This is a genomic window from Paraburkholderia sp. HD33-4, assembly GCF_021390635.1.
Classification (GTDB): Bacteria; Pseudomonadota; Gammaproteobacteria; order Burkholderiales; family Burkholderiaceae; genus Paraburkholderia.
Window position 1 is genome coordinate 4,282,191 of the sequence record NZ_JAJEJS010000001.1, and the last position, 23,343, is coordinate 4,305,533.

The 23,343-nt window shown below is 63.3% G+C and carries 21 protein-coding genes and 1 tRNA gene; 15 read left to right on the top strand and 7 right to left on the bottom strand.

The genetic code is table 11. The annotated features are described in order from the left end of the window. Positions 1 to 273 precede the first annotated feature (273 nt). Positions 274 to 582, top strand: coding sequence for a hypothetical protein (locus tag L0U84_RS19225; protein ID WP_233851750.1), 309 nt, complete (start codon positions 274 to 276; stop codon positions 580 to 582). 101 nt (positions 583 to 683) lie between these two features. Here the strand turns inward: L0U84_RS19225 and L0U84_RS19230 are convergent, their stop codons facing one another. Then, entirely contained in the window at positions 684 to 1,505 is an 822-nt protein-coding gene (locus tag L0U84_RS19230; RefSeq protein WP_233851752.1) for a Cof-type HAD-IIB family hydrolase, read from the bottom strand. Between the two features lie 56 nt (positions 1,506 to 1,561). After that, complete coding sequence (locus L0U84_RS19235) at positions 1,562 to 2,443, bottom strand: BadF/BadG/BcrA/BcrD ATPase family protein (RefSeq protein WP_233851754.1); 882 nt, start codon at positions 2,441 to 2,443, stop codon at positions 1,562 to 1,564. A gap of 140 nt (positions 2,444 to 2,583) precedes the next feature. Between L0U84_RS19235 and L0U84_RS19240 the strand changes: the two genes are divergently transcribed. Further along, a complete protein-coding gene (locus tag L0U84_RS19240) occupies positions 2,584 to 3,180 on the top strand; it encodes a DNA-3-methyladenine glycosylase I (protein WP_233851755.1) in 597 nt (198 codons plus the stop codon). 162 nt (positions 3,181 to 3,342) lie between these two features. Next, positions 3,343 to 3,768 (top strand): hypothetical protein, encoded by a 426-nt coding sequence (locus tag L0U84_RS19245; RefSeq protein ID WP_233851756.1) that lies wholly within the window; start codon positions 3,343 to 3,345, stop codon positions 3,766 to 3,768. Positions 3,769 to 3,869: 101 nt separating this feature from the next. Here L0U84_RS19245 and rpsU read toward each other — a convergent pair whose 3' ends face one another. Beyond that, positions 3,870 to 4,082 (bottom strand): 30S ribosomal protein S21, encoded by a 213-nt coding sequence (gene rpsU / locus L0U84_RS19250; RefSeq protein ID WP_006050883.1) that lies wholly within the window; start codon positions 4,080 to 4,082, stop codon positions 3,870 to 3,872. Positions 4,083 to 4,501: 419 nt separating this feature from the next. Then, a complete protein-coding gene (locus tag L0U84_RS19255) occupies positions 4,502 to 5,443 on the bottom strand; it encodes an aldo/keto reductase (protein ID WP_233851757.1) in 942 nt (313 codons plus the stop codon). A 269-nt stretch (positions 5,444 to 5,712) separates the two neighbouring features. Here L0U84_RS19255 and L0U84_RS19260 point away from each other — a divergent pair, with 269 nt between their 5' ends. From L0U84_RS19260 to L0U84_RS19310, 11 genes are all read left to right on the top strand, one after another. Continuing rightward, positions 5,713 to 7,164 carry a flagellin N-terminal helical domain-containing protein gene (locus L0U84_RS19260; RefSeq protein ID WP_233851758.1) on the top strand — a complete coding sequence of 484 codons (1,452 nt, stop codon included), beginning with the start codon at positions 5,713 to 5,715 and terminating at the stop codon, positions 7,162 to 7,164. Positions 7,165 to 7,352: 188 nt separating this feature from the next. Continuing rightward, on the top strand, positions 7,353 to 8,897 hold the full coding sequence (gene fliD / locus L0U84_RS19265) for a flagellar filament capping protein FliD (protein WP_233851759.1): 1,545 nt from the start codon (positions 7,353 to 7,355) through the stop codon (positions 8,895 to 8,897). Positions 8,898 to 8,914: 17 nt separating this feature from the next. Continuing rightward, positions 8,915 to 9,235: a flagellar protein FliT gene (fliT, locus tag L0U84_RS19270; RefSeq protein ID WP_233851760.1), complete on the top strand. Its 321-nt coding sequence runs from the start codon at positions 8,915 to 8,917 to the stop codon at positions 9,233 to 9,235. Between the two features lie 315 nt (positions 9,236 to 9,550). Next, on the top strand, positions 9,551 to 12,193 hold the full coding sequence (locus L0U84_RS19275) for a tetratricopeptide repeat protein (RefSeq protein ID WP_233851762.1): 2,643 nt from the start codon (positions 9,551 to 9,553) through the stop codon (positions 12,191 to 12,193). 40 nt (positions 12,194 to 12,233) lie between these two features. Continuing rightward, on the top strand, positions 12,234 to 12,920 hold the full coding sequence (locus tag L0U84_RS19280; RefSeq protein WP_233851763.1) for a glycosyltransferase: 687 nt from the start codon (positions 12,234 to 12,236) through the stop codon (positions 12,918 to 12,920). A gap of 301 nt (positions 12,921 to 13,221) precedes the next feature. Then, positions 13,222 to 14,073 (top strand): NAD-dependent epimerase/dehydratase family protein, encoded by an 852-nt coding sequence (locus tag L0U84_RS19285; RefSeq protein WP_233851764.1) that lies wholly within the window; start codon positions 13,222 to 13,224, stop codon positions 14,071 to 14,073. Then, entirely contained in the window at positions 14,070 to 15,125 is a 1,056-nt protein-coding gene (locus L0U84_RS19290) for a class I SAM-dependent methyltransferase (RefSeq protein ID WP_233851765.1), read from the top strand. Before L0U84_RS19285 ends, L0U84_RS19290 begins: the two co-directional genes overlap by 4 nt. Beyond that, on the top strand, positions 15,118 to 15,888 hold the full coding sequence (locus L0U84_RS19295) for a cephalosporin hydroxylase family protein (protein ID WP_442794017.1): 771 nt from the start codon (positions 15,118 to 15,120) through the stop codon (positions 15,886 to 15,888). Before L0U84_RS19290 ends, L0U84_RS19295 begins: the two co-directional genes overlap by 8 nt. 78 nt (positions 15,889 to 15,966) lie before the next feature. Beyond that, a complete protein-coding gene (gene rfbF / locus L0U84_RS19300; RefSeq protein ID WP_233851767.1) occupies positions 15,967 to 16,746 on the top strand; it encodes a glucose-1-phosphate cytidylyltransferase in 780 nt (259 codons plus the stop codon). Beyond that, positions 16,743 to 17,858 (top strand): CDP-glucose 4,6-dehydratase, encoded by a 1,116-nt coding sequence (gene rfbG, locus L0U84_RS19305; protein ID WP_233851768.1) that lies wholly within the window; start codon positions 16,743 to 16,745, stop codon positions 17,856 to 17,858. The genes rfbF and rfbG overlap by 4 nt, the downstream gene beginning before the upstream one ends. A gap of 11 nt (positions 17,859 to 17,869) precedes the next feature. Beyond that, a complete protein-coding gene (locus tag L0U84_RS19310) occupies positions 17,870 to 19,093 on the top strand; it encodes a class I SAM-dependent methyltransferase (RefSeq protein WP_233851769.1) in 1,224 nt (407 codons plus the stop codon). A 149-nt stretch (positions 19,094 to 19,242) separates the two neighbouring features. Here the strand turns inward: L0U84_RS19310 and L0U84_RS19315 are convergent, their stop codons facing one another. The 3 genes from L0U84_RS19315 to L0U84_RS19325 form a co-directional block, all read right to left on the bottom strand. Further along, positions 19,243 to 19,806, bottom strand: a complete 564-nt coding sequence (locus L0U84_RS19315) for a dTDP-4-dehydrorhamnose 3,5-epimerase family protein (RefSeq protein WP_233851770.1) — start codon at positions 19,804 to 19,806, stop codon at positions 19,243 to 19,245. Then, entirely contained in the window at positions 19,803 to 21,467 is a 1,665-nt protein-coding gene (locus L0U84_RS19320; RefSeq protein ID WP_233851771.1) for a hypothetical protein, read from the bottom strand. Before L0U84_RS19320 ends, L0U84_RS19315 begins: the two co-directional genes overlap by 4 nt. A gap of 530 nt (positions 21,468 to 21,997) precedes the next feature. After that, positions 21,998 to 22,073: transfer RNA gene (locus tag L0U84_RS19325), tRNA-Arg, on the bottom strand. Between the two features lie 307 nt (positions 22,074 to 22,380). Here L0U84_RS19325 and L0U84_RS19330 point away from each other — a divergent pair. After that, positions 22,381 to 23,277, top strand: coding sequence for a c-type cytochrome (locus L0U84_RS19330; protein ID WP_233851772.1), 897 nt, complete (start codon positions 22,381 to 22,383; stop codon positions 23,275 to 23,277). Positions 23,278 to 23,343: the final 66 nt, after the last annotated feature.

A 23,343-nucleotide genomic window follows, 5' to 3' on the forward strand; every position in this document is an offset into this window, starting at 1 on the left:
TGTAAGCCGTGATTACGCGCGCTAGCGCGTCGAGCGGCAAGCATGCGCGAAGAGCCGCCGTTCGGCTCGAGTTTTCCGGCCGCAAACCCCCGTGCGGCGCGGCTGCAGGGGAAACAAGGGCACTGTACGGAAGGTCCGCGCGATTGTTCCGCTCGCCTTTGATGACTTCGACGATGCTTGCAGTCCGTAACATCTGGTCGCAGTCCACCACGACGCGAGTGCGTACATTGGTCCTGTGCGACAAACCTACGTCGCCTCACAGGAGAGACCAACATGAAACGCATCGTCACTCACTTGCTGGTTGCTGCCGGACTCGCGGCGGGCGCATGCGGTGTCGCGCAGGCGCATACGGATTTGAGCGTCGGCCTGTCGCTCGGCGCCCCGGTTTATGCCGCGCCGGTCTATGCCGCGCCCGCCCGCGTGTACGCGGCGCCGGAGCCGGTGTATTACGGCGGCGGGGATCATCGCTATGAACGCGGCGATTACTACCGCGGCTACCACCGCGACGACCGCGGCTGGGGTCACGACAACCGTCGCTGGGGTCATGACGATCGCGGCGAGCATCGCGGCTGGCGGGATTGACGAGTGCAAGCGGAGCGCATGCACCGCGCTTCGCGATCAACTTCCGCGGCCCGCATCCACTCGCGTGGATGCGGGCCGCTTTCATGCGCAGTGACTACGGTTCAGGACGCCAATTCGTCGTTGAGCGCAAACAGTTTGCGCAGATGATGCGCCACGCCCGCCTCGAAATTGTTGCCGATGCGCGGCACATGCGGCAGACGCGTGATGAGATCGGGATTGGCGTTGTTCATCATGAACGGATGGCCGGCCGTCTCGAGCAGATCGATATCGTTCATGTTGTCGCCGAATGCGACGCACTGCGACGCGTCGACACCGAGACGCTCCAGCACGATCTGCAGGGCGCGCCCCTTCGACACATTCGCGGTCATCACTTCGAGACAATCCGGCAGCGAATACGTCACGTACAGACTCTCGCCGAATTCGCGTTCGAGATTGGCGGCCACCTGCGCGAGATCGGCTGGATCGCCGATATACAACGCCTTGGCAATGTCGACGCCATCGTGCTTCGGCAGGTCGGTCACTTCGTACGTGAAGCCGGAGTCCTGATGGAACTCCAGCAAATGGGGTGCGTCGCGATCGATCAGCCACGCATCGTCCGCAAACAGACTGACGATCACTCGACCATGCACCCCGACAATTTCGGGCTGCACCAGACGCTGGACGATCGCTGGCGGCAGATCGTCGGCGTGGATGACCGTGTTGTCGGGTGCGTGAATGCGCGCGCCGTTCGATGTGATCAGATACGGACTGATGCCGAGCAGGTCGCGGATGCCCGCGACGTCGCAGTAGTGCCGCCCCGTGGCGATTACGAACCGCAGCCCGTCGCTTTCGAGCTTGCGCACCGTGGCGACCGTGAACGGGTCCACCTGATGATCGGCGTTGAGCAGTGTGCCGTCGAGATCCGTGGCGATGACTTTGTACATGGTGAGTCCGGCGGCTGAGCCGTCGAGGCAGCGTCAAAACCGCTATTTTACAGGTCTCATCCAGCCAGCCGCTGCGCTTCGCGCCGCGCCAGCTGCAAGCCGCCATGCGCCGAGTCCGCCCGTGGCTCGCGCAGACGCGCCTGATACGCCTGCGGCACGTACTCGCGTAACGGCGCACCGAGTCCACCGCATAACGCGACCGGCAGCGCACCCGTCGAGTCCAGCGCGGCGATCATCTTGCCGACTTCGACGCCGGCTTCGCCGAGCAGCCGCGCCGCGAACGGATGTACGCGGTGCTTGATCGCGATCGGCGCGAGCCGCGCATAGGCGGTCTGATTGGCAGCGCACAGCCACACGACGAGACTGTCGCGATCCCGCGCGCCGGTATGCGCGAGGAGCGCATGGGCGAGCTCGTCGACGGGCACGCGGCCATCGAGCGCTTGTTGCGCGTGCACGATCAGCCGCAGACCGAGCCACGCGCCGCTCGCTTCGTCGCCCGATGGAAAGCCGTAGCCGCTGGCCATGCGAAATTCGCCGTCGCTCGCGAGCGAGGCCGCGACGCTGCCGGTGCCGAGTGCGACGATCACGCCGGGCGCGCCGTCGTGCGCGCCGAGCAGAGTGGTGTAAGCGTCGCTTTCGACGGCCAGTCCGGCTAGCCGCGGCGCCTGCTCGTGAAACTCGGCGAGCCAGTCGCGATTATTGACGCCCGCCAGTCCGCAACCGAGCACGCAGCGCGACCAGTCCAGCGCGATTCCGGCTCGCTCGAACGCTTCGCCGCAGCCGGCTTGAATGGACTGCCATGCGCGCGGAATGCCGAGCCCAAGGCCCGATGGGCCGCTTGCCGCCTGCGCGAGTTCGCGACCCTGCGCGTCGCCTAGCACGACGCGCGTGCCGGTGCCGCCGCCGTCGACGCCGATCAGAAAGAAGTCGTGGTTCATCGAATCGAATCAGTTCAGTGGGTGAATAACGCTTAGCGTGGCAGGTCAGTTTGAATCGCGCAATTAGCCGATTGGCCAGCTTGCGGCGTACACCGCTTCCGCTATGCTGGCGAACGACATGACCACGCGGGAGCGCGACAGTGACACAACGATGCAACTGGGTATCGAGCGATGCGCTCGCACAGTACCACGACACCGAATGGGGGGTGCCCTCTCGCGACGATCAACACCTGTTCGAGATGCTGGTGCTCGAAGGCGCGCAGGCCGGTCTGTCATGGTCGACGATACTCAACAAGCGCGCCGGTTATCGCCGTGCATTCGCCGACTTCGACATCGACAAGGTCGCGGCCTTCACGCCGAAGCACGTGGACGCGCTCGTCTCGGACGAAAGCATCGTGCGACATCGCGGCAAGATCGAGGCGGCCATCCTGAACGCGCGCGCTGTGCAGCAGATTCAGGCCGAACATGGCTCGCTCGCGAACTTCGTATGGTCATTCGTCGACGACACGCCGATTCAGAACGAATGGGCTTCGTATAAGCATGCGCCTGCGTCGACAGAAGTATCGGACGCGCTGAGCAAGGCACTCAAGCGCTACGGCTGCAAATTCGTCGGTTCGACGATCTGCTACGCGTTCATGCAGGCGGTCGGCATGGTCAACGATCATGAGACTACCTGCATGTGCCGCGAGCGATGCGTGTCGCTGGGCAAGAAGGGGCGTCGTCGCAAGGCGGGGTGAGGCCACAGCGTCCGCCGGGCGCGCAAACGCGCGAATTGGCGCCCTTTCATGCTCGTAGTCGGTCCATTGGCGGACGGCGCGCGGCGGATACTCGTCGCCATGCGCTCACGCAATGCGCGCTCAATAACAAATAATCACCGCCTCGGACGCGGGAGACCAACCATGAAAACACTCAGCTTCCTGACCCATCAGGACATTTACGATCAGTCCGTCGCACATCTATTGGATCAGAAACGCACCGCATTGCTGCCGAAGGGCGGCGGTGCGTACCGCGGCTATTGCGGCGGCTGCCCGGTAGGCAACCTGATCAAGCCGCGCGACTATATGACTGCGATGGAAGGCGTACCGGTGCGCTTCATCGGCAAACCACCGGCCCAGGTGCCCGCTTACATGGATGTCGGCGTGGCCGCGCTGAAAAAAGCGCTGCTGCGCGCCCGCATCAACGTGTATGACCCGGTGACCATCGCTTTGCTCAGTTGCCTACAAAACGTGCACGACGTGTTCGGCACATGGGAGTGGCACGACCGGCTGGGCTCGATCGCTTGCGAGTTCGGTCTGTCGGCCGAGCGGCTGAGGAACGCGGCGTAAGCATTGCCCGCAAGGGCAATAATCCTAAGCGCCAATAGCAAAACGGCGGTGTGGCTTCTTTCGAAGCTCACACCGCCGTTCGGCGTACGTAAAAAGCGTGCTTAGTGCAGCTTTTTCGGCAGCATCTGGCTGCGCAGACGCTTGTGCAGGCGCTTAACAGCTGCTGCCTTCTTGCGCTTGCGAGCGGTGGTCGGCTTTTCGTACGACTGGCGCTCACGCAGTTCAGCGATCAGGCCATTCTTTTCGATTGCGCGACGAAAGCGGCGAATTGCCACTTCGAACGGCTCGTTTTCCTTCAGAAGAATCGTCGTCATGTAATTCCTAACTCAATCACTAGATACGGGTTTAATTGCATGGCGGTAACCGTTCAGGTCACCACTAACGCGCCGGCCCTCCGGTCGCTCCGATTCATGGCCAGTAACAGGCAAACGCGAGGCTGATAAAACAACCCCGGCCAAACCACGAATGAAGCGAGAGGCAAAGCGGCCACGGAGGCCGGAAAAGAGAGGTGGGGAGTTCACCGCGGAACGCGGACAGACGTAATGCAAAAGCAGCGTCTGTTGCCGTTTCGCCAACCTTTCATCAATGGGAAACACTGACGAAACAGGCAAAGATCTCAATTCACTCCCGATCATATCAGGAAACTCTCCATCCTACCAGGGGTTTACCGATTGCGCCAGGCTTTTCCCTGGCGCGGATCGCGTCCGCGTCGGCGGTCGTGGTGTTCGCCTTATCACGCGCTCGCTTCGTCGAGTTCGCGAATATCGTCGGCGGTGAGGGACAGCTGGACGGCGGTCGCCAGACTCTTCAACTGCTCGACCGAGGTCGCGCTGGCAATGGGGGCCGTAACGCTCGGCCGCGCGATCAGCCAGGCAAGCGCGATCGCTGCCGGCTTGCTGCCGTGCCGTTGCGCGACACGGTCGAGCGCGCCGAGAATTCGCAAGCCGCGCCCGTTCAGGTATTTCTCGACCCGGCTCCCGCGCGCCTTGCCGGCCAGATCGGCCTCGCTGCGGTACTTGCCCGACAGGAACCCGCTCGCGAGGCTGTAATAGACCACCACGCCGAGATGATTCGCGAGCGCCACCGGTTCGCTGTCACGCTCGTAGTGTTCGCGGTCGTAGAGATTGTATTCGGGCTGCAGCAACTGGTACTCGGGCAGCCCGTGCTCGCGCGACACCGCGAGCGCCTCCTCGACGCGCGCGCCGCCGTAGTTCGACGCGCCGATCACACGCACCTTGCCCGCCTCGATCAGTTTTTGATAAGCGCCGAGGGTCTCCGCGAGCGGCGTCGAGGTGTCGTCGTCGTGGGAGAAATAGACGTCGATGTAATCGGTTTGCAGGCGCCGCAGCGAGTCTTCGACCGCCGCCCGGATGTTCGCGGCCGACAGGCCCTTGCGCTGCGGATGCTTGGACACCTTGGTCGCGAGCACGATCTGCTCGCGCTTGCCGCTCCGACGGAACCACTTGCCGATGATCGTCTCCGACTCGCCGCCCTGGTTGCCGGGCACCCAGGCCGAGTAGACATCGGCGGTGTCGATGAAGTTGAGACCGGCGTCGACGAACGCGTCGAGGATCGAAAACGAGGTCGCCTCGTCGGCGGTCCAGCCAAATACGTTGCCGCCGAACATCAGCGGCACGACCTGCAATTCGGAACGGCCAATCCTGCGCTTCTGCATGATTTCTCCGCGATCGATAACGAACGAGCGAACGAGAATACGCCCACTTTCGATTACCTGCAGCGCATCACGCCAGTCCCGCCGGATGGGGCTCGCGGCCCGCAAGCCCCGCCCGGCGCGGCAAACAATCGGGTCGCGATGCAGAAAGTTGCTCAAGTTTTTTGGAGGCGCGCCGTCAACCTTCACTGAGGCGGCCGGCAATGAACACGTGCTTCCGCCGATGCCACCACTGGCAGGTTTAGGGCTCATGCCTCTACAGGAGAATTTTCATGCTTAGCATCAACAGTAATATCAGCTCGCTGACAGCTCAGGAAAACCTGAATGGTTCTGGCAGCGCACTCTCGCAGGCTATTACCCGCCTGTCGTCGGGCAAGCGCATCAACAGCGCGGCGGACGATGCGGCTGGCCTCGCGATCTCCACGACCCTGCAAACCGCGATCAACGGCCTGAACCAGGGCGTTTCGAACGCGAACAACGGCGTGTCGATGGTGCAAACGGCAAGCACCGGCCTGAGCCAGATCACGCAAAGCCTGCAAACGATCCGTTCGCTCGCGAACGAGGCAGCAGGCGGCTCGCTGTCGGCAAGCAACCAGGCAGCACTGCAACAGGAAGTGGCACAGCAGATCGCTGAAGTGAACCGTCTCGCATCGCAGACGACGTACAACGGCATCAACCTGCTGAACGGCTCGGCTGGCACCATCAACGTCCAGGTCGGCTCGAACGTCGGTCAGACGATCAGCCTGAACCTGAGCCAGGGCGTTTCGGCAGCTTCGCTGGGCTCGGGCCCGGTGCAGGCAGGCAACACGCTCGGCACGATCACCGGCCTCGACCTGAACGCGAACGGTACGGCCAACTCGGCTGGCGGCACGGGCGCGATCACCCAGATCAACATCCTGTCGAACGGCACGGGCGGCTACACGTTCACCGACCAGAACAACCAGGCGCTGTCGTCGACGGCTGCGAACAACCTGTTCTCGGTTGCGGGTTCGGCAAGCGGCATCTCGACGATCTCGCTGGCTAGCGGCACGAACAACGGCCTGCTGCAAGCCAACGAACTGACGTCGGTCAACGCGAATTTCTCGGCCGGCGGCGGCTCGGCTGCGGCAGCGGGTACGGTCCTCGGCACCCTGTCGGGCCTGAACCTGAACGCGGTGAACGGCTCTGCGGCAACCTCGGGCACGTCGAACACGATCTCGTCGATCACCGTCGAATCGAACGGCACGGGCGGCTTCGAGTACGTCGACCAGAACGGCAACCAGCTTTCGAGCACGGCTGCATCGAATCTGTTCACGAGCACGACGGCTGGCATCACCGCCTTCAACGGCACCCAAACGACGATCGGCGCAACGACGGCAGCTCAAACGGCTGGCTCGGCACTGGCATCGGTCAACACGAACAACGTGCCGACCTCGGTTGCGAACATCAACGTCAGCACGACCGCCGGCGCGAACCTCGCGATGGAATCGATCGACAACGCTCTCGCGACGATCAACAACATCCAGGCAACGCTCGGCGCGGCGCAGAACCGTTTCACCGGTATCTCGACTTCGCAGCAAGCTGAATCGACCGACCTGTCGAGCGCACAGTCGCAGATCACCGACGCTAACTTCGCGGAAGAAACGGCGAACCTGAGCAAGGCGCAAGTGCTGCAACAAGCTGGTATCTCGGTGCTGGCACAGGCCAACTCGCTGCCGCAGCAAGTGCTGAAGCTGCTGCAGTAATACTCAGGCAGGTAGAGTGGCGCGGGCGAGGCGGTGAGCGGCAATACGCCCCGTCCGCGCCACGACGATTCAAACGGGAGGCGCGTCCTCCCGCTGTGCATTGTGCAAGACAGCGCATGACGCGCTGAATATCAGGCCGCAGGCAAGTTCCCCCGTCGCGTGGCCGCGACCACGCATGGAGCACTCTCATGTCAACGATTTCCGGCTCGTCGTCCTCAACATCGGCTTCCGCGTCCGCGGCAGCGGCTCAAGCCGCTGCGGCATCGGCGCTGCAGCAAGCTGGGCAATCCCTGATTGCCGGATCGACAGGCAACTCGTCACTCGACGTCCAGTCGCTCGTGACGGCGCTCGTCAACGCCAAGGTGGCCGGACAGGCCGCGACGCTCACCGCCCAGGCCACCAGCGACAACACGCAAATTTCCGCTATCGGCCAGATTTCGGCGGCGCTATCGAGCCTCCAGGTCAGCCTCGCACCGCTTGCAACCGGCGCCTTCCAGTCCGACTTCACCGCCACCGCCAGCGGTAGCGGCCTGACCGCCAACGCAGGTTCGGGCGCCGTGGCCGGCACGTACTCGATCGGCGTCACGCAGATCGCCCAGGCACAAAGCATTTCGTCGGGCGCCTTCACGTCGACGCAGGCAGCGGGACTCGGCACCGGCACGCTCACGATTGCCGTCGGCACCAAGTCGATGTCGCTCAACGTGACGTCGTCGAACAATAGCCTCACTGCGATTGCCGCGGCAATCAACGGTTCGAGCCAGAATCCCGGCATCACGGCGACTATCGTGACGGGCTCCGACGGCTCCCACCTCGTGCTCGGCTCGACGACGACGGGCGCGTCGAACATGATCAACGTGACCGTCAGCAATCTGGCCAACGACAACGGACTGTCGAGCCTCGGCGTCACCTCGGCCGCGGGCACGGGCACGAGCGGCGCCTCGACGATCACCTCGGCCGGGACGATTGCGTGGACGCAGACTACCGCCGCGCAGGACGCCCAGTTCACGATCAACGGCACGAAGGCGACCAGCTCGAGCAACGCGGTGAGCACCGTGCTCGCCGGCGTGACGATGAATCTCGGCGCGGCCGCCGTCGGCACGACGCAGACGCTGACCGTCGCATCGGACACCACTAGCCAGATCAGCGACATCCAATCGTTCGTCAGTTCCTACAACTCGCTCGTCAGCACGATGAGCTCGCTGTCGTCGTTCAATTCGAGCGCCGCGGCCGGTTCGCAAGGCGGTCCGCTGCTCGGCGATTCGATGCTGCAGACGATTCAGGCGACCATGGGCGACCTGCTGGGCAAAAGCGTTTCTGGCTCGGGGGTGACGGCGACGCTGGCGTCGATCGGGATCACGGTGAATGCAACCGGCACGTTGTCGGTCGATACGACGACGCTCACGAGCGCGGTGCAGAACAACCCGACGCAAGTCGGCACGCTGTTCAATTCGACCACCGGCATCGCGAAGCAGATGAACACCGACATCGCGGCGTTCACGCAAACCGGTGGCGTCATCGACATTCGCACCAACGCACTGACCGCCGACCTGAAGAGCGTGACGACACAGTCGAATTCGCTCACCGCGTACGAAGCGCTTCTGACGTCGCAATACTCGGCCCAGTTCACCGCGCTGAATTCGCTGATGGCGACCACCAACAGCAATTCGCAGTATCTGACGCAGCTGTTCGGCGGCGCCAATAGCGCGGGCGCACTCGCCAAGAACTCGTCGTAAGCATCCGGGAGACGGTCATGACTCAGGAGCGGCAAGCCGCACAGCAAACCGAGCTCGTGGAACGGGTGCTCGGCCTGACCCAGCAGATCGCGTTCGCCGCGAGCCTTTACGACTGGCAAAAGGCTGCCGGTCTGGCGCAGGAGCGCTCACCGCTGCTGATGTCGATCCACGCCGAGCAAACCCCGGCCGCACTCCACATGATCCACCGGATTCAGGCGCTCGACGCGGCGCTGCTCGACAACGCCCGGGAAACGCGTGACGAACTCGAGGCGGAGTACCGGACGGCGGTCAATTCCAGCAAGGCGGCCCGCCAGTATCACCAGATCGCGCAACTGTAGTTCACGACGGCGAAGGTGTGGCCGCCGCATGGCGTCCACGCCAAAACAAGCCGCATAGAAGGCAAGATCGATGACTCCAGCCCGCTCCATGCGGGCTTTTTTTTGCCCGCTAAACCCGGCCGCTGCGGTTCGCCACGAACAGCACGGAAATCCGGCCTTTACTCGGCCAATCGGCTGGCTCGCGTCTGGATAGACTGATTCGACATGCCAGTTTGGGCGAGGCGCGCCTACGCCCCATCCGCGACGATTCCCAGAAGGCAGATCACGAAGGGCTTCGCCGTGCGATGCCTGCAATCGACGTACACAAGGGCACACATGACTACCGAAGCCGACCTGCAACAGGCCCTGTGCCATGATCAGACACCGCGGTCCCCCGCGGCCGACGAACTGGCCAATCTCGCCGGGGAGTTCGTCGCCACCATCGACACGCTTCACGCCAAAGGCATGCACGACAGCGCCGAAGCATTGGCGCATCAGATGATCGCGGCTCTGCCCACGCATGGATACGGCTGGAAGACCCTCGCCTACGCGCACCTGCGACGCGGCGATCTGAACGGCGCGCTCGCGCCTCTCGAACGCGCTGCCGCGCTGCTGCCGCTCGACGGCGAAGTACGCAAGCACCTGGACGCCGCGTGCGCGATGCGCGACGCGCTGATGCTCGACGGCCGCGGCGATTACGAGCAGGCGGGAACGCTTTACCAGCGCGTGCTGGCAGCCTATCCCGAGCATCCCGACGCCAATCACCGGTATGGCGTGATCCTGATTCGGCTGCTGCAGCCCGAGGCGTCGCTGCCTTATCACGAGCGTGCGCTCGGCGCCGCTCCGAACCAGCTTCAGTACTGGGCCAACTACATCGACGGACTGTTGCAGGCCGACCAGCTGAAGGCCGCCTGGATCGCGCTTGAAATGGCCCAGCAACGCGGTCTGGCAGGCCCTGCGATCGACAAGCTGATCGGCATCATGACGATGGTCAGCACCCAGCCGATCACCAAGGTCGCGCCGATGGAGCTGGCCGCGCGGCAACCGCTGCCGGCCGAGCCGAAGGCCGCGCCCGACAGCGTCGTAGAAGCCCCGCCGCGCCGGACCAGCACCGCCGCGCCGACAAAACGCGAAATCGACGCGCTAGCCGAGCTGTTCAATACCGGCCGCGTCGAGGAAGCGGCGACAAGCGCCCGGAAACTGGCGGAGCGCTTCCCGGATCACGGGTTCGGCTGGAAAGTGCTGGCCGTCGCCTTGCACCGACTCACCCAATACGACGAAGCGTTGAAGTATGCGCGGATCGCGCACGACCTGTGGCCGAACGACGAAGACACGCTTCAGGTGCTGGCGAGTGTCCTCGCATCGAAAGGGGCTCACGCCGAGGCGGAAGCGATCTGCCGACGCCTGATCGAGATCAACCCGAAGCGCGCTGAAGGGCTGCGCGTGTTGAGCATCATCTGCCAGGAGACGGGCCGACTCGACGAGGCCGAGCAGTTCGCGCGACGCTCGATGGAACTCGATCCGACCTCGAACTTCACGCCCAACTCGCTCGGTGTCACGCTGATGCAGCTAGGGCGTCTGTCCGAAGCCATCGAGGAGTTCCGGCGCGCGCTCGCGATCGATCCGAACTTCGACCTGGCCTACAACAACCTGCTGTTCTGCATGACGCACAACGAGGCGATTGCCCCGGACGAGTTGTTCGCCGAGCATCGCCGCTTCGCGGCACGCTTCGAAACGCCGCTCAAGCCGAACTGGCCCCGTCACGAGAACACACGCGACCCCGAACGTGCGCTGCGCGTCGGCTTCATCTCGGGCGACTTTTGCCGTCACGCGGTCGCGAGCTTTCTCGAGCCGGTCGCCGCGCATCTGTCGCGCGATCCGAAGCTGTCGATGTATGCGTATTCGAACACCTTTCTCGATGACGGCACGACCGCGTCACTGCGCAAGATCTTCGGCCACTGGCGCCACGTCGTCGGCATGAGCGACGACGCGATCGCCGACATGGTCCGCGCCGACGGCATCGACATCCTGATCGATCTCGCCGGGCATACCGCGCACAATCGGCTGCTGACGCTCGCGCGCAAGCCGGCGCCCGTCCAGGCCTGCTGGATCGGCTACCCCGGCACGACCGGGCTCGACGCCGTCGACTATTTCATCGCCGACCGGCTCTGGGTTCCTTCCGACAAGTTCCGCAGCCAGTTCTCCGAAAAGATTGCCTATCTGCCGGCGGTAGCGCCGTTCGTCGCCGACGCGCTGTGTCCGCCGGTCAATGCGCTGCCCGCTTTGCACAAGGGCCACGTGACCTTCGGCAGCTTCAACCGGATGGACAAGCTGCGCCGCGACGTCGTGGCGCTGTGGTCACGCTTGATGCACGCCGTGCCGAACTCGCGCATGCTGATCGGCGCCATGCCGCGCGACGGCAGCCTCGGCAAGCTGCCCGAGTGGTTCGCCGAAGAAGGCATTACGCGCGATCGCCTCGACTTCATGGCGCGTGCGAGCGTGCCCGTGTATCTGCAGCAGCATCACCGTGTCGACTTCTGCCTCGACAGCTTCCCGTTCTCGGGCTTGACCACCGCGCTGCATTCGCTGTGGATGGGTGTCCCCACCTTGACGCTGCCCGGCGAGACGGTGCCTGGGCGCAGCGGCTTGACCGCGATGACCCATGTCGGCCTTGCCGACTTCGTCGCGCGCGACAAGGACGATTTCGTCCGCAAGGGCGTGGCGCTGGCGTCGGATCCTGGCTCTCTCGCGGCACTACGCGCCGGCATGCGTGAGCGTTGCGCACAGTCGCCGGTGTTCCGTCCTGAGTTGGTGGCCGAGACCGTGACGCAGGCGCTGCGCGTCATGTGGCGTCGCTGGTGCGACGGCTTGCCGGCCGAATCGTTCGACGTACCGGATTCGACGAAGTCGCCTGCTCCGCAACCGGCTTCGACAACCCGGATCGTCGCGCCGGTCGATCTGCGGCTGGTCCGCGGCTAGATGCCATTCTCGCGCTCCCTGAACACTCCTTGTTTGAACCATGAAGCCCATCCGATTCGTCTGCGGGACACGCCGCAACCCGCAGCAGTTCTCGAACGAGACTGCGCTCGGCCGCTCGCTGAAGCTCTACAACCATCTGCCGCATGCGCAACTGCATCTGTTCGATAACAACGCGCGCGGTCTGTCCACGATCTACAACGAGGCGATCGACTACGCCGCGCACCATCCGGCGATTCTGGTGTTCGTTCACGACGACGTCTGGCTGCAAGACTTCTTCTGGACCGAGCGGATCCTCGAAGGGCTCGCGCGCTTCGACGTCATCGGGCTCGCCGGCAACACACGCCGGGTGCCGCGCCAGCCGTCGTGGGCGTTCGTCTCGTCCGAGTTCAAATGGGACGAACCGCGATATCTGAGCGGGACGGTTGGACACGGCAAGGGTTTCCCTTGCGACATCGTGTCGTCGTTTGGTCCGTCCGGCGTGGAGGTCAAGCTGCTCGACGGGCTCATGCTGATCGCCGATAGCGCGAAGCTGATCGAGACGGGCGTGCGCTTCGACGACCAGTTCGCGTTCCACTTCTACGATATGGACTTCTGCCGGCAGGCGGAGTTGAAGGGACTGCGCATGGGGACGTGGCCGCTGAGCGTCGTGCATGAGAGTGGCGGCGCTTTTGGTTCGGCCGGTTGGCGCGAGAGCTATGAGCGCTATCTGCGCAAGTACGGCAGTTGAAAGTCCCGCGCGTCTGCGGGTCGCATCGCACAGCCAGCGCCGTCGATTCGGACCAGCAGACGCCGTCCCGGCATCCTGTCGCAAGATCACTGCGTATCACCGCCTACCCCAGCCGCCGTATAGCGAGACAACCGCCGGCGGAGGCCGGAGCGACGCCGCACCCGCGGCAGTGCCGAGCCGCCAAAATAGCCGGGGTTTTGCGTGTTGTTTGCCCAATTGCTCCGCGCGTCGTCTCGTAAACTGCAAGACAAGCAGTTTTCCAATCGCATCGACCCGAACCGAACCGACCCGCGGCCAACAGATGACTACCGTAGCAGTTACCGGCGCAACAGGCTTTATCGGTCGGCATGTACTCAAAGAGCTCGCCGGCCGCGACGTGGAAGTCATCGCGACAACGCGCAGCGACCGCGATGATCTTCCAGCGCAGGCAAACCTGAGATGGGTGACGCTCGACCTCGCGTGTCCGCCCGACGACGCATTCGAGCAGCTTGGCCGCCCCGACGTCCTGATTCACCTCGCTTGGGGCGGGCTGCCCAACTATCGCGCGTTACGGCATTTCGAAGTCGAACTGCCGCTGCACTACGCGTTCCTGCGCCAGTTGATCGACGAAGGTCTGAAGTCGCTGGTCGTCACCGGCACGTGCCTCGAGTATGGGTTGCGCGCAGGTGCGCTGAGCGAGTCGCTGGTCCCTGAGCCTGTCACGCCCTACGGATTCGCCAAGGACACGCTGCGCAGACAGCTCGAATATCTGCACCGGAGTCGCGACGCAGCGTTCGATCTCACCTGGGCTCGGCTCTTCTATACGTATGGCGACGGGCAGGCACACGCGTCGTTGCTGCCACAACTTCGCAGCGCAGTTGAACAAGGCTTGCCTGCTTTCAGGATGTCCGGCGGTGAACAGTTGCGCGACTACCTGCCCGTTGCCGACGTCGCGAGAAACCTCGTTGCCCTCGCAGTCAGAGGCAAGGGCGCCGGCATGGTGAATGTTTGCGCCGGTGCGCCGGTGTCCGTACGTCGCCTCGTCGAGCAGTGGCTGCGCGAGCACCGCTGGAATATCGAACTGGACCTCGGCCATTACCCTTATCCCGACTATGAGCCGCTTGCGTTCTGGGGTGATCGAAGCAAGCTTGCCGGACTGCTGGAGAATTCATGAGCGTCCTACGTGACCTTTATTCAGCAAGTGAATTGCCCGTCTTCCAGAACCGCATGTATGCGACCGCGGAGGAAGCGCGCAACTGCCCGCTCGGCGACGTTCGCCTCGTCGAAGACCTGAGCACGGGCCTCGTCTATAACGCGGCATTTCGTCCGGAGCTGGTGGTCTACGACCAGCACTATCAGAACGAACAGGCCGTCAGCGCTCAATTCCGCGCGCACCTCGAACAGGTCGCCGCGATTGTCGAGCGGCGTCTGGGCCGACACGCGCTGATCGAAGTGGCATGCGGCAAGGGCTTCTTCCTCGAAATGCTGGCCCAACGCGGCTGTGAGATTACGGGATTCGATCCGGCCTACGAAGGATCGAATCCCTCCATCGAGAAGCGCTATTTCGCCCCCGGCGCCGGTGTGACCGGCCGGGGCCTGATCTTGCGCCATGTGCTCGAGCATGTCGTCGACCCGCTCGCGTTTCTTGCCCAACTTCGCGAAGCCAATCAGGGCGAAGGCACCATCTACATCGAAGTTCCGTGCTTCGAATGGATCTGCGAACAAGGTGCGTGGTTCGACGTCTTCTACGAGCACGTCAACTACTTCCGGCCCGTGGATTTCTTGCGCATGTTCGATGTGGTCCACGAAAGCGGGCATCTGTTCGGCGGTCAGTACATCTACGTCGTCGCAGATCTGCGTAGCCTGAGAATGCCGGCTTACGACGAGAACCAGCGTGTGCGGCTACCCGCGACGTTCGGCGCGCGCGAAAGGCACATGCATGCCGACGCCAACCAGGCTGTGATCTGGGGCGGCGCCTCGAAGGGCGTGATCTTCGCGCTGCAGCGCATGCGCAGCGGCGCGCCCATCCACACCGTTGTAGACATCAATCCTGCAAAACAGGGCAAATACCTCCCCGCCACTGGCCTGCGAGTCGAATCGCCGGACGAAGTGCTGCCGCGCCTGAGCGGAGGCACCACCATCTATGTGATGAACTCGAACTACCTGGACGAGATCCGCGTGCAGGCCGGCCCAACTTTTCAATATATCGGCATCGATCATGAGTGACTTTCAACAGGACCTGGAACGACGCGTCGCGGGATACGGCAGCGATACGGAATTGCTCGACGCCGGCCGCGAATTCTTTCTCGCCAGCGCAGCGCGTCAGTATTCGTACAATTTCCACTGGCTGGGGCGCCCGATCATCCAATACCCGCAGGATGTGATGGCCATGCAGGAACTGATCTGGCAAGTGCGCCCGGATCTCATCATCGAAACCGGCATCGCGCACGGGGGCTCGCTGATTCTGAGCGCCTCGATGCTGGCCATGCTCGACTATTGCGACGCCGTCGAAAGCAACACGCTCCTCGATCCGGCCAAGCCCAAGCGTCGCGTGGTCGGCGTGGACATCGATATCCGCGCGCACAACCGGGCAGCGATGGAGGCCCACCCTCTGGCGAACCGTATCGACATGATCCAGGGTTCGTCGATCGCCCCCGAGATCATCGAACAGGTGCGCCGTCATGCCGAAGGCAAACAGACCGTGCTCGTTTGCCTCGACTCGAACCATACACACGATCACGTGCTGGCCGAGCTCGAAGCGTATGCACCGCTCGTGACGCCGGGCAGCTACTGCGTGGCGTTCGATACCGTCATCGAAGACATGCCCCAGGGCAGCTTCCCTGACCGGCCCTGGGACGTGGGCAACAACCCGAAGACCGCGGTCTGGTCCTTCGTCAACGCGCACCCCGAGTTCGAGATCGACCGCGAGATGGACCACCGTCTGCTGATCTCCGTCGCGCCGGAAGGCTACCTGAAGCGCACCCGTTAATCTGCCCCGCGCCCTCGCCCGCGCACGACGCCGGGCGTCGCATAGCCCCGGCATACACTCTGCACGAAACACATCGATATGAAAGTCGTCATTCTGGCTGGCGGACTCGGTTCACGACTCGCGGAAGAAACCTACGTGCGGCCCAAGCCGATGGTGACCGTTGGTGACCGGCCCATCCTTTGGCACATCATGAAGATCTATTCGTCTCACGGGATGAACGACTTCATCATTTGCTGCGGCTACAAGGGTTACGTCATCAAGGAATATTTCGCCAATTATTTTCTGCATTCCTCCGACGTCACGTTCGATCTCGCATCGAACTCCATGGAGGTGCATCAGCGCTACGCGGAGCCGTGGCGGGTGACGCTGCTCGACACGGGCGAGCACTCGATGACCGGTGGACGCCTGAGGCGCGCCGCCCATTTGCTGCGTGAAGAAGAAGCGTTCTGCTTCACTTACGGGGACGGCGTGGGCGACGTCAACATCACCGAACTCGTGCGCTTTCACAAGAAACACGGCCGGCTTGCGACGGTGACCGGTGTGCAACCACCCGGACGATACGGCGTGCTCCAACTCGCCGACAACGAAAACTCGGTGATTGGCTTCACAGAGAAGCCGCAGGACGGAGCCGCGTGGATCAACGGCGGCTACTTCGTCGCGTCACCGCGGGTCCTCGATCTGATCGACGACGATGCCACGCCGTGGGAATCCGCGCCGATGGAACGGCTTGCCGCTGCCGGCGAATTGCAGACCTACCGACACGGCGGGTTCTGGCAGCCAATGGACACCCTGCGCGACAAGCAACAGCTCGACGCCATCTGGGCGAGCGGCAAGGCGCCGTGGAAGGTCTGGCAATGATGGACCCGCAATTCTGGGCAGGCCGGCGCGTGTTCGTGACGGGACATACCGGCTTCAAAGGCAGTTGGCTCGTGCTCTGGTTACAACGCATGGGTGCGCACGTATCGGGCTTCGCACTCGATGCGCCAACGCGCCCTTCCCTGTTTCAAGAAGCCCGTGTCGCGGACGGCATCGACCATACCATTGGCGACGTGCGCGATGCGCAGGCCGTCCTCGCGGCCATGCGACGGGCTCGCGCGGAAATCGTCTTCCATCTCGCGGCGCAGCCGCTGGTGCGTTGCTCGTACGCGGCGCCTGTCGAGACCTACGCGACCAACGTGATGGGCACCGTCCATGTGCTCGAGGCGGCGCGCCAGGTCGATAGCGTACGCGCGATCGTCAACGTGACGTCCGACAAGTGCTACGAAAATCTCGAAACCGAACACAGCTACGCGGAGACCGACGCACTCGGCGGCCACGACCCCTATAGCAACAGCAAGGCCTGTTCGGAACTGGTTACCGCCGCGTATCGTCGATCGTTCTTCCATGCTGGTTCCGGGCGGGCGCAGCAGACAGGTATTGCGACTGCCCGCGCCGGCAATGTGATCGGCGGCGGCGACTGGGCCTCGGACCGGCTGGTGCCCGATCTCTTGCGCGCCTTCGAAAATGGTGAGCCTGCGATCGTGCGCAAGCCGCACGCGGTGCGTCCGTGGCAGCACGTGCTGGTTCCGCTGGCCGGATACCTGACGCTCGCCGAACGGCTCTTTCATTCGCCGCAGCGCTATTCGGGCGCCTGGAACTTCGGTCCCCGCACCGATGACATGCGTCCGGTAGAGCAGATCGCGGCCGCGTTGACAGCGGCACTCGGGGACGGCGCTTCCTTCGTGGTGGAAGCCGACGCCAGTGCGCCACACGAAGCCGGCCTGCTATTACTCGACTCAGGCAAGGCTCGCCGCGAGCTGGACTGGAGCGCCGCGCTCGAACTGGACGAAGCCCTCGCCTGGGTCGCGCAGTGGCATCGCGAACGCACGGCCAGGCGCAGTGTGCGACAGATTACGCTCGATCAGATCGAGCGCTACGAGGAGCGATTCCGAAGCGCCGCCGTGCCAGCAGGCAGCACCGAATCCGTTTGAGGAGCAAGAACTTGAATTGCCGTCATTGTGGTCACGCACTGACCATACCGTTTCTGGATCTGGGCTTCGCGCCGCCGTCGAACGCGTACCTGAAACCCGCCGATCTGACGCAGGCAGAACGCCACTACCCGCTCAAGCTATTCGTCTGCGACGCCTGCTGGCTGGTTCAAACGGAAGACTACGCTGCGCGCGAAGAGCTCTTCGATGCGGAGTATGCGTACTTTTCGTCGGTGTCCGAGAGCTGGCTCGCCCATGCCAGGCAGTATGCCGATTCGATCATCGGCGAGCTGTCGCTCGATCGCGATTCGTTCGTGATCGAGGTCGCGTCCAATGACGGATATCTGCTACGCAATTTCGTTGCGGCAAGAATCCCCTGTCTCGGCATTGAACCCACCGCGAGCACGGCAGCCCGCGCCGAGCAACTCGGCATTCCGGTGCGCCGGGAATTCTTTGGCAAAGCACTTGCCGAACAGTTCGCAGCCGAAGGATCAAAGGCCGATCTGATCGTCGGCAACAACGTGTTCGCCCACGTGCCCGACGTCAATGACTTTACCGCCGGACTGAAGACCGCATTGAAGCCGGGCGGATCGATCACGCTCGAGTTTCCGCATCTCGTCAAATTGCTGGAGCAAGTGCAGTTCGACACGGTCTACCACGAGCACTTTTCGTACTTCTCGTTGCATGCGGTCGAACATATCTTCCGTTCGGCCGGACTGCGCGTATGGCGCGTCGAACAATTGACGACGCACGGCGGCAGCCTGCGCGTGTTCGGCTGCCATGACGACGACCCACGCGCGGACGACGCTTCGGTCGATGCGGTCCGGGCCCTCGAGGTGGAGCGGGGCATCACGAAGCCGGAAACGTATCAGGAGTTTCAGCAGCGCGTTGATGCTGCGAAATACGGTCTGCTCCGCTTTCTGCTCGATTGCAAAGACAAAGGTATCCGGCTAGGCGCCTACGGTGCCGCGGCGAAGGGCAATACGCTGCTCAACTATGCGGGCGTCAGGCCTGACCTGCTGCCATACGTATGCGATGCTGCTCCGTCCAAGCAAGGCAAGTTCATGCCGGGCAGCCATATCCCGATCGTTTCACCCGTCGCGCTCGCGGCGGAGCAGCCGGACATCGTGCTGATCCTGCCGTGGAATATTTCGCATGAGGTCGTCGCGCAACAGCGCCCGATTCTCGGACCGCAGGTACGCTTTGCCGTGGCAATCCCGGAGGTCCGCTACCTTTAGCGACCGGCTACGGAGTGGCTGGGGGGCCTCGCTCGGTGTCGTGAAACCGTGAGGCGCCCTCGGACGGTTGCGATTGCGGTTGCGTTGAAAGAGCTGCAAGTCGCGTGCCCCGCACTAGCGTGCACGCGACTTTCGCAGCAGGTGACGAGTCAATCGTCGATCGAGGCGAGCCAGCCTTGCACGCTCGGCAGTGCGCGGTCCCTCTCCGACAGCAATGCGACGTCGCGGGGCCACGCGATGGCGAGTTGAGGATCGTCGTGCGCCACCCCCCGCTCAGCTTCGGGCTTGTAGAAATCGGTGTGCAAATACAGCAGGCGACTGTCGGCCTCGAGGCTCTGGAAGCCGTGCGCGCAGCCTTCGGGAATGAACACTGCCTTGCTGTTGGCGGCCGACAACTCCACCGCCCGCCATTGCAGAAAGGTATCCGACTCGGGACGAAGATCGACGATCACGTCCCATACAGCACCTTCGAGGCAACGGACCCATTTGGCGTCCGCGTCGTCACCATGCTGAAAATGCATGCCTCGTACCGTGCCCGGACAAACCGTATGTGACCAGTTGATCTGCACGATCTGCCGGGAGCCGTGCGCATCGGCGAAATCGTCGGCACAAAAGAGGCGCATGAAACTACCGCGGACGTCGCCGCGCGGTGTGCTCTGCGCGACGAACGCTCCGGCGATGCCCAGAGGCTCAAGCGAACGCGCCGGGCTCATTGCCCCCCCACGTAGACGGTTTGGGCTTCCTCAGTCAACAGGTTCAACTGGCCTGCGACATGGTGCATCCACCCGTTCACACCGTAAGTGGCCGTGAGGTGGCGCAACAGCAGAAAGCTACCCAGCCGCTCCGCGCAGAACGCCCAGGAGCGCGCCTGATAACCTTCGCGCCGGATCGGATAGCGCTCGCAACAGGCACGCACGACCGACTCGATCGCGGAAATCGAACGAACCCAGAACTCCGCCGGAAACACGCCCATTTCGATGCCACCGGGCAGGAATACCTGCTCAGCCATGAACGGGGTGGCCTCGTGGCGCGACAACACGCCCAATTCGAGCGCGGTAGCGGCGAAGCGGAGCAGATCTTCTGGAGGGTGACACTCCTGATATTGATTCAGGTAACCACCTCGTACCGCAGCCGGTTGCCCGAGCAGGAAGTCACGCCTGCCGGGCGCCATCGCTTCGGCGATCTGCGCCGTCGTGAGCGTGTTGCTGCTGACGACGTCCATGACTGGGTAATTGTCTGCCGGCGTGCCTCCTATCTTGCGATGGGAAACGAACTTGCGGTACTGGCAGATCCCGATCTGACGAACCTGCAGATTGTTGTCGACGATGTAGTTCTTCAGCGCGAAGCAACCCGCCAACCCGCCGATCTGCGGGTGATACGGTTCCCATTCCGGCGCGAGATCGCGAAGATTGGCCTTGCCGGGTCCCTGCTCTGCACCTAGACACAGCATCGAAACGTCCGACGGAAACTCGAACGGCGGTGGAACATGTGTGAGGCAGATGTACAGGAGATCCGGTGAAGCAATGAGCTGGGTCCCGAGAAAACCGCTCTTCGCGCGCTCCAGCTTCGGCCCCTCGACTGCGCTCAACACTGCGCCGCGCAAGGTATAGAAGTGGTTCAACGCCGAACGGTCACCTGTCGCGGCATAACCCGCTTTCAATTCCTCGAGCAGCGCGATTTGCTCTGCGTAAGGGCGATAAGCGGCATCGGCGAGCGGCATCGTAGACGCGTCGAATGCGGCGACCCCGATGTCTGGGCAGAGCGCCAGCACCAGCGAGGCCACGCGCTCAACCAGTAGCGCCCGCGCCGACTGTCGCGGGCCGCCCAATGCGATTGAAGCGATGCGGCGCTGAAAATCAGGGTGATCGCCTTCGAACAGATCGAACAGCCGCTCCGTCAACGCGAACCACGTTTTCCAGAACGCCGGCGTGGCCACGATGAACTGACCGACTACCGCTGAGCGCTTGTCCATGGGCTGTCCGCGCAGATCGACTTCCAGCGGAATCGCGCGCACGTAGGCTTCGGCAGCCTCGATCAGGCCTGGGTTGGTCCGGTTCCCTTGTTCGAAGACATTCAGGTAACACGCGTTCTCGCGTTGCGATGGCGAGAATGTGTAGACATCCTGCCCCGGATGCTCGCGAATGAATGCCGCAACGGACTCCGCCGAAAGCCCGGTGCGCTGAGCAAAGTCGGCTCCGAAAAATCCGTACAGTTCGCCTTCGTTGACGGACGTGGTCAGAAAGAAACGCCGGATTGCCCAGTATTCGTGCCACTCGGGACTTGGGCTATCGGACGTGTCGAGTGCCACGAACCCCGTGTCGAGCTGCTGACGCGTCGCGTCATCATGAAAAATCTGAAATATATGCGCGCTCATCGCTTCCTGTGTTGCCGAGTTACGACTTGATCGATCTGCCAACGCGTGACGTGAGCCGTCCCTGGACGGCGGTCAGGATGACGACTGTCATGCGGATGCCGCTGTTTGGATCCGCCTTGCGCCGCGATGTCTTTGAAGGCTCATGGCACGCCTGGACAGTTACCTCATCCGATGCTAGCGCTTTGCCTCCGGTCGCAATGGTTCAATCAGACGCGACTATGCCCCGCAATTCGGCTTCGTTGCGGTTGTCGTGGGTGCGTCGAGCGAGGCGATTGCGGGATGTGCGACGGATCGCGCGTGGAAAAGGCGGATGTCCTGTGACGATCATTGATGACCTGCGCCGGTATTAGCGAGGGGGGTTCGCTGTCACGGCGGTTCAACGCGAGAATCGGGTGAGGTGGGCGAGGCGCGACACCGCTGCGTACGTTGAGCTCACGCCGCGCGTAGTGTGTCGGACAGGGATGGGCAGATAAAAAAGGCTCACTGCGCCAATGCAGCACAGCAGCCTTTGATCTACTTACGAGAATTCTTGGCGCGCCCGGCTGGGATCGAACCAGCAACCCCTGCCTTCGGAGGGCAGTACTCTATCCATTGAGCTACGGGCGCATCACCACAAACTGCGGGGAATTTTCGCGAAAGCGCGTCAACCAGAACGGACGCCACGCCAACGCGAGAGACCGCAAGGATACCCGGTTTCGGCCGAACCGTCCACCGGACGGCCTCCGACGCCCACTCCAGCGCCCTCCCCGCGCCCCTCCACTATCCGCGCCGCTCCGGGTAAACGCCTGCAGAACACCGTCCAGGCCCCCTCGCCGCCGCCGAAACCTTGCGTCTATAATCGTCCGTGGCTGATAAAGAACAAGAAGTTGCCGTCGCGCTGTACCGCTCACACACCCACGGAGACGAGACAAGCATGAGCGAAGCACCACACGGAGCCCCAATCAAAACCCCAGCGCAGCTCATCGCCGCGGTCATCGCCGGGTTTGCTGTGCCGATCATCATCATCGTTCTGCTCGCCGTCTACGTCGACAATTCGACGCGCACCGGCGCCGGCACCGACTCCCTCTCCGAAGCCGAAGTCACCTCCCGCATTCATCCAATCGCCCAGGTCGAGATTCGCGACGCCAACGCGCCGCGCGTCTACAAGAGCGGCGAGGAAGTCTACAAGGCGGTCTGCTCGGCGTGTCACGCGTCGGGCGCCGCAGGCGCGCCTAAATTCACCAACACGGCCGACTGGGCGCCGCGCATCGCGCAAGGCTTCGACACACTGTGGCACACCGCGCTGTCCGGCAAGGGCGCGATGCCGCCGCGCGGCGGCACGAGCCCCGACGACTACAGTGACTTCGAGATCGCGCGCGCGGTCGCGTATATGGCCAACAATTCGGGAGCGAGCTTCCCCGAGCCGGCACAACCGGCGGCGGGCGCGGCGGCAGCATCCGGTGCGGCGGCGGCAGGCGCGGCCGGCGCATCGGACGCGGGCGCGGCCCAGGCCGCCGCGGCGATGGCCGCAATGGCCAGCGTGCCGCAGGCCCCCGCACCGGCAGCGGGCGGCGCGCAAAGCGCGGACGCCTCGCAAGCCGGCAAGGCGCTGTATCAGTCGGTATGTCAGGCCTGTCACGCTGCCGGCGTGCTGAATGCGCCGAAGTTCGGCGACAAGGAAGCATGGGCGCCCCGCCTGAAGGACTCGATGGACACGGTCTACAACTACGCTCTGCACGGCAAGGGCGCGATGCCGCCGAAGGGTGGCTCGAACGCATCGGACGCGGACGTGAAGGCCGCGGTCGACTACATGGTCAGCGCGGTGAAATAAAGCGGGCGGCATCGGCCGTCGCTTAAATGAAAAATCCCTGCATGCGGTAACCCGATGCAGGGATTT

What these genes read in the sequence shown, in the direction of transcription:
- L0U84_RS19225 (WP_233851750.1), top strand. Translation starts at nt 274, where the DNA reads ATGAAACGCATCGTCACTCACTTGCTGGTTGCTGCCGGACTCGCGGCG.
- L0U84_RS19230 (WP_233851752.1), bottom strand. Translation starts at nt 1,505, where the DNA reads ATGTACAAAGTCATCGCCACGGATCTCGACGGCACACTGCTCAACGCC.
- L0U84_RS19235 (WP_233851754.1), bottom strand. Translation starts at nt 2,443, where the DNA reads ATGAACCACGACTTCTTTCTGATCGGCGTCGACGGCGGCGGCACCGGC.
- L0U84_RS19245 (WP_233851756.1), top strand. Translation starts at nt 3,343, where the DNA reads ATGAAAACACTCAGCTTCCTGACCCATCAGGACATTTACGATCAGTCC.
- rpsU (WP_006050883.1), bottom strand. Translation starts at nt 4,082, where the DNA reads ATGACGACGATTCTTCTGAAGGAAAACGAGCCGTTCGAAGTGGCAATT.
- L0U84_RS19255 (WP_233851757.1), bottom strand. Translation starts at nt 5,443, where the DNA reads ATGCAGAAGCGCAGGATTGGCCGTTCCGAATTGCAGGTCGTGCCGCTG.
- L0U84_RS19260 (WP_233851758.1), top strand. Translation starts at nt 5,713, where the DNA reads ATGCTTAGCATCAACAGTAATATCAGCTCGCTGACAGCTCAGGAAAAC.
- fliD (WP_233851759.1), top strand. Translation starts at nt 7,353, where the DNA reads ATGTCAACGATTTCCGGCTCGTCGTCCTCAACATCGGCTTCCGCGTCC.
- fliT (WP_233851760.1), top strand. Translation starts at nt 8,915, where the DNA reads ATGACTCAGGAGCGGCAAGCCGCACAGCAAACCGAGCTCGTGGAACGG.
- L0U84_RS19275 (WP_233851762.1), top strand. Translation starts at nt 9,551, where the DNA reads ATGACTACCGAAGCCGACCTGCAACAGGCCCTGTGCCATGATCAGACA.
- L0U84_RS19280 (WP_233851763.1), top strand. Translation starts at nt 12,234, where the DNA reads ATGAAGCCCATCCGATTCGTCTGCGGGACACGCCGCAACCCGCAGCAG.
- L0U84_RS19285 (WP_233851764.1), top strand. Translation starts at nt 13,222, where the DNA reads ATGACTACCGTAGCAGTTACCGGCGCAACAGGCTTTATCGGTCGGCAT.
- L0U84_RS19290 (WP_233851765.1), top strand. Translation starts at nt 14,070, where the DNA reads ATGAGCGTCCTACGTGACCTTTATTCAGCAAGTGAATTGCCCGTCTTC.
- L0U84_RS19295 (WP_442794017.1), top strand. Translation starts at nt 15,118, where the DNA reads ATGAGTGACTTTCAACAGGACCTGGAACGACGCGTCGCGGGATACGGC.
- rfbF (WP_233851767.1), top strand. Translation starts at nt 15,967, where the DNA reads ATGAAAGTCGTCATTCTGGCTGGCGGACTCGGTTCACGACTCGCGGAA.
- rfbG (WP_233851768.1), top strand. Translation starts at nt 16,743, where the DNA reads ATGATGGACCCGCAATTCTGGGCAGGCCGGCGCGTGTTCGTGACGGGA.
- L0U84_RS19315 (WP_233851770.1), bottom strand. Translation starts at nt 19,806, where the DNA reads ATGAGCCCGGCGCGTTCGCTTGAGCCTCTGGGCATCGCCGGAGCGTTC.
- L0U84_RS19320 (WP_233851771.1), bottom strand. Translation starts at nt 21,467, where the DNA reads ATGAGCGCGCATATATTTCAGATTTTTCATGATGACGCGACGCGTCAG.
- L0U84_RS19330 (WP_233851772.1), top strand. Translation starts at nt 22,381, where the DNA reads ATGAGCGAAGCACCACACGGAGCCCCAATCAAAACCCCAGCGCAGCTC.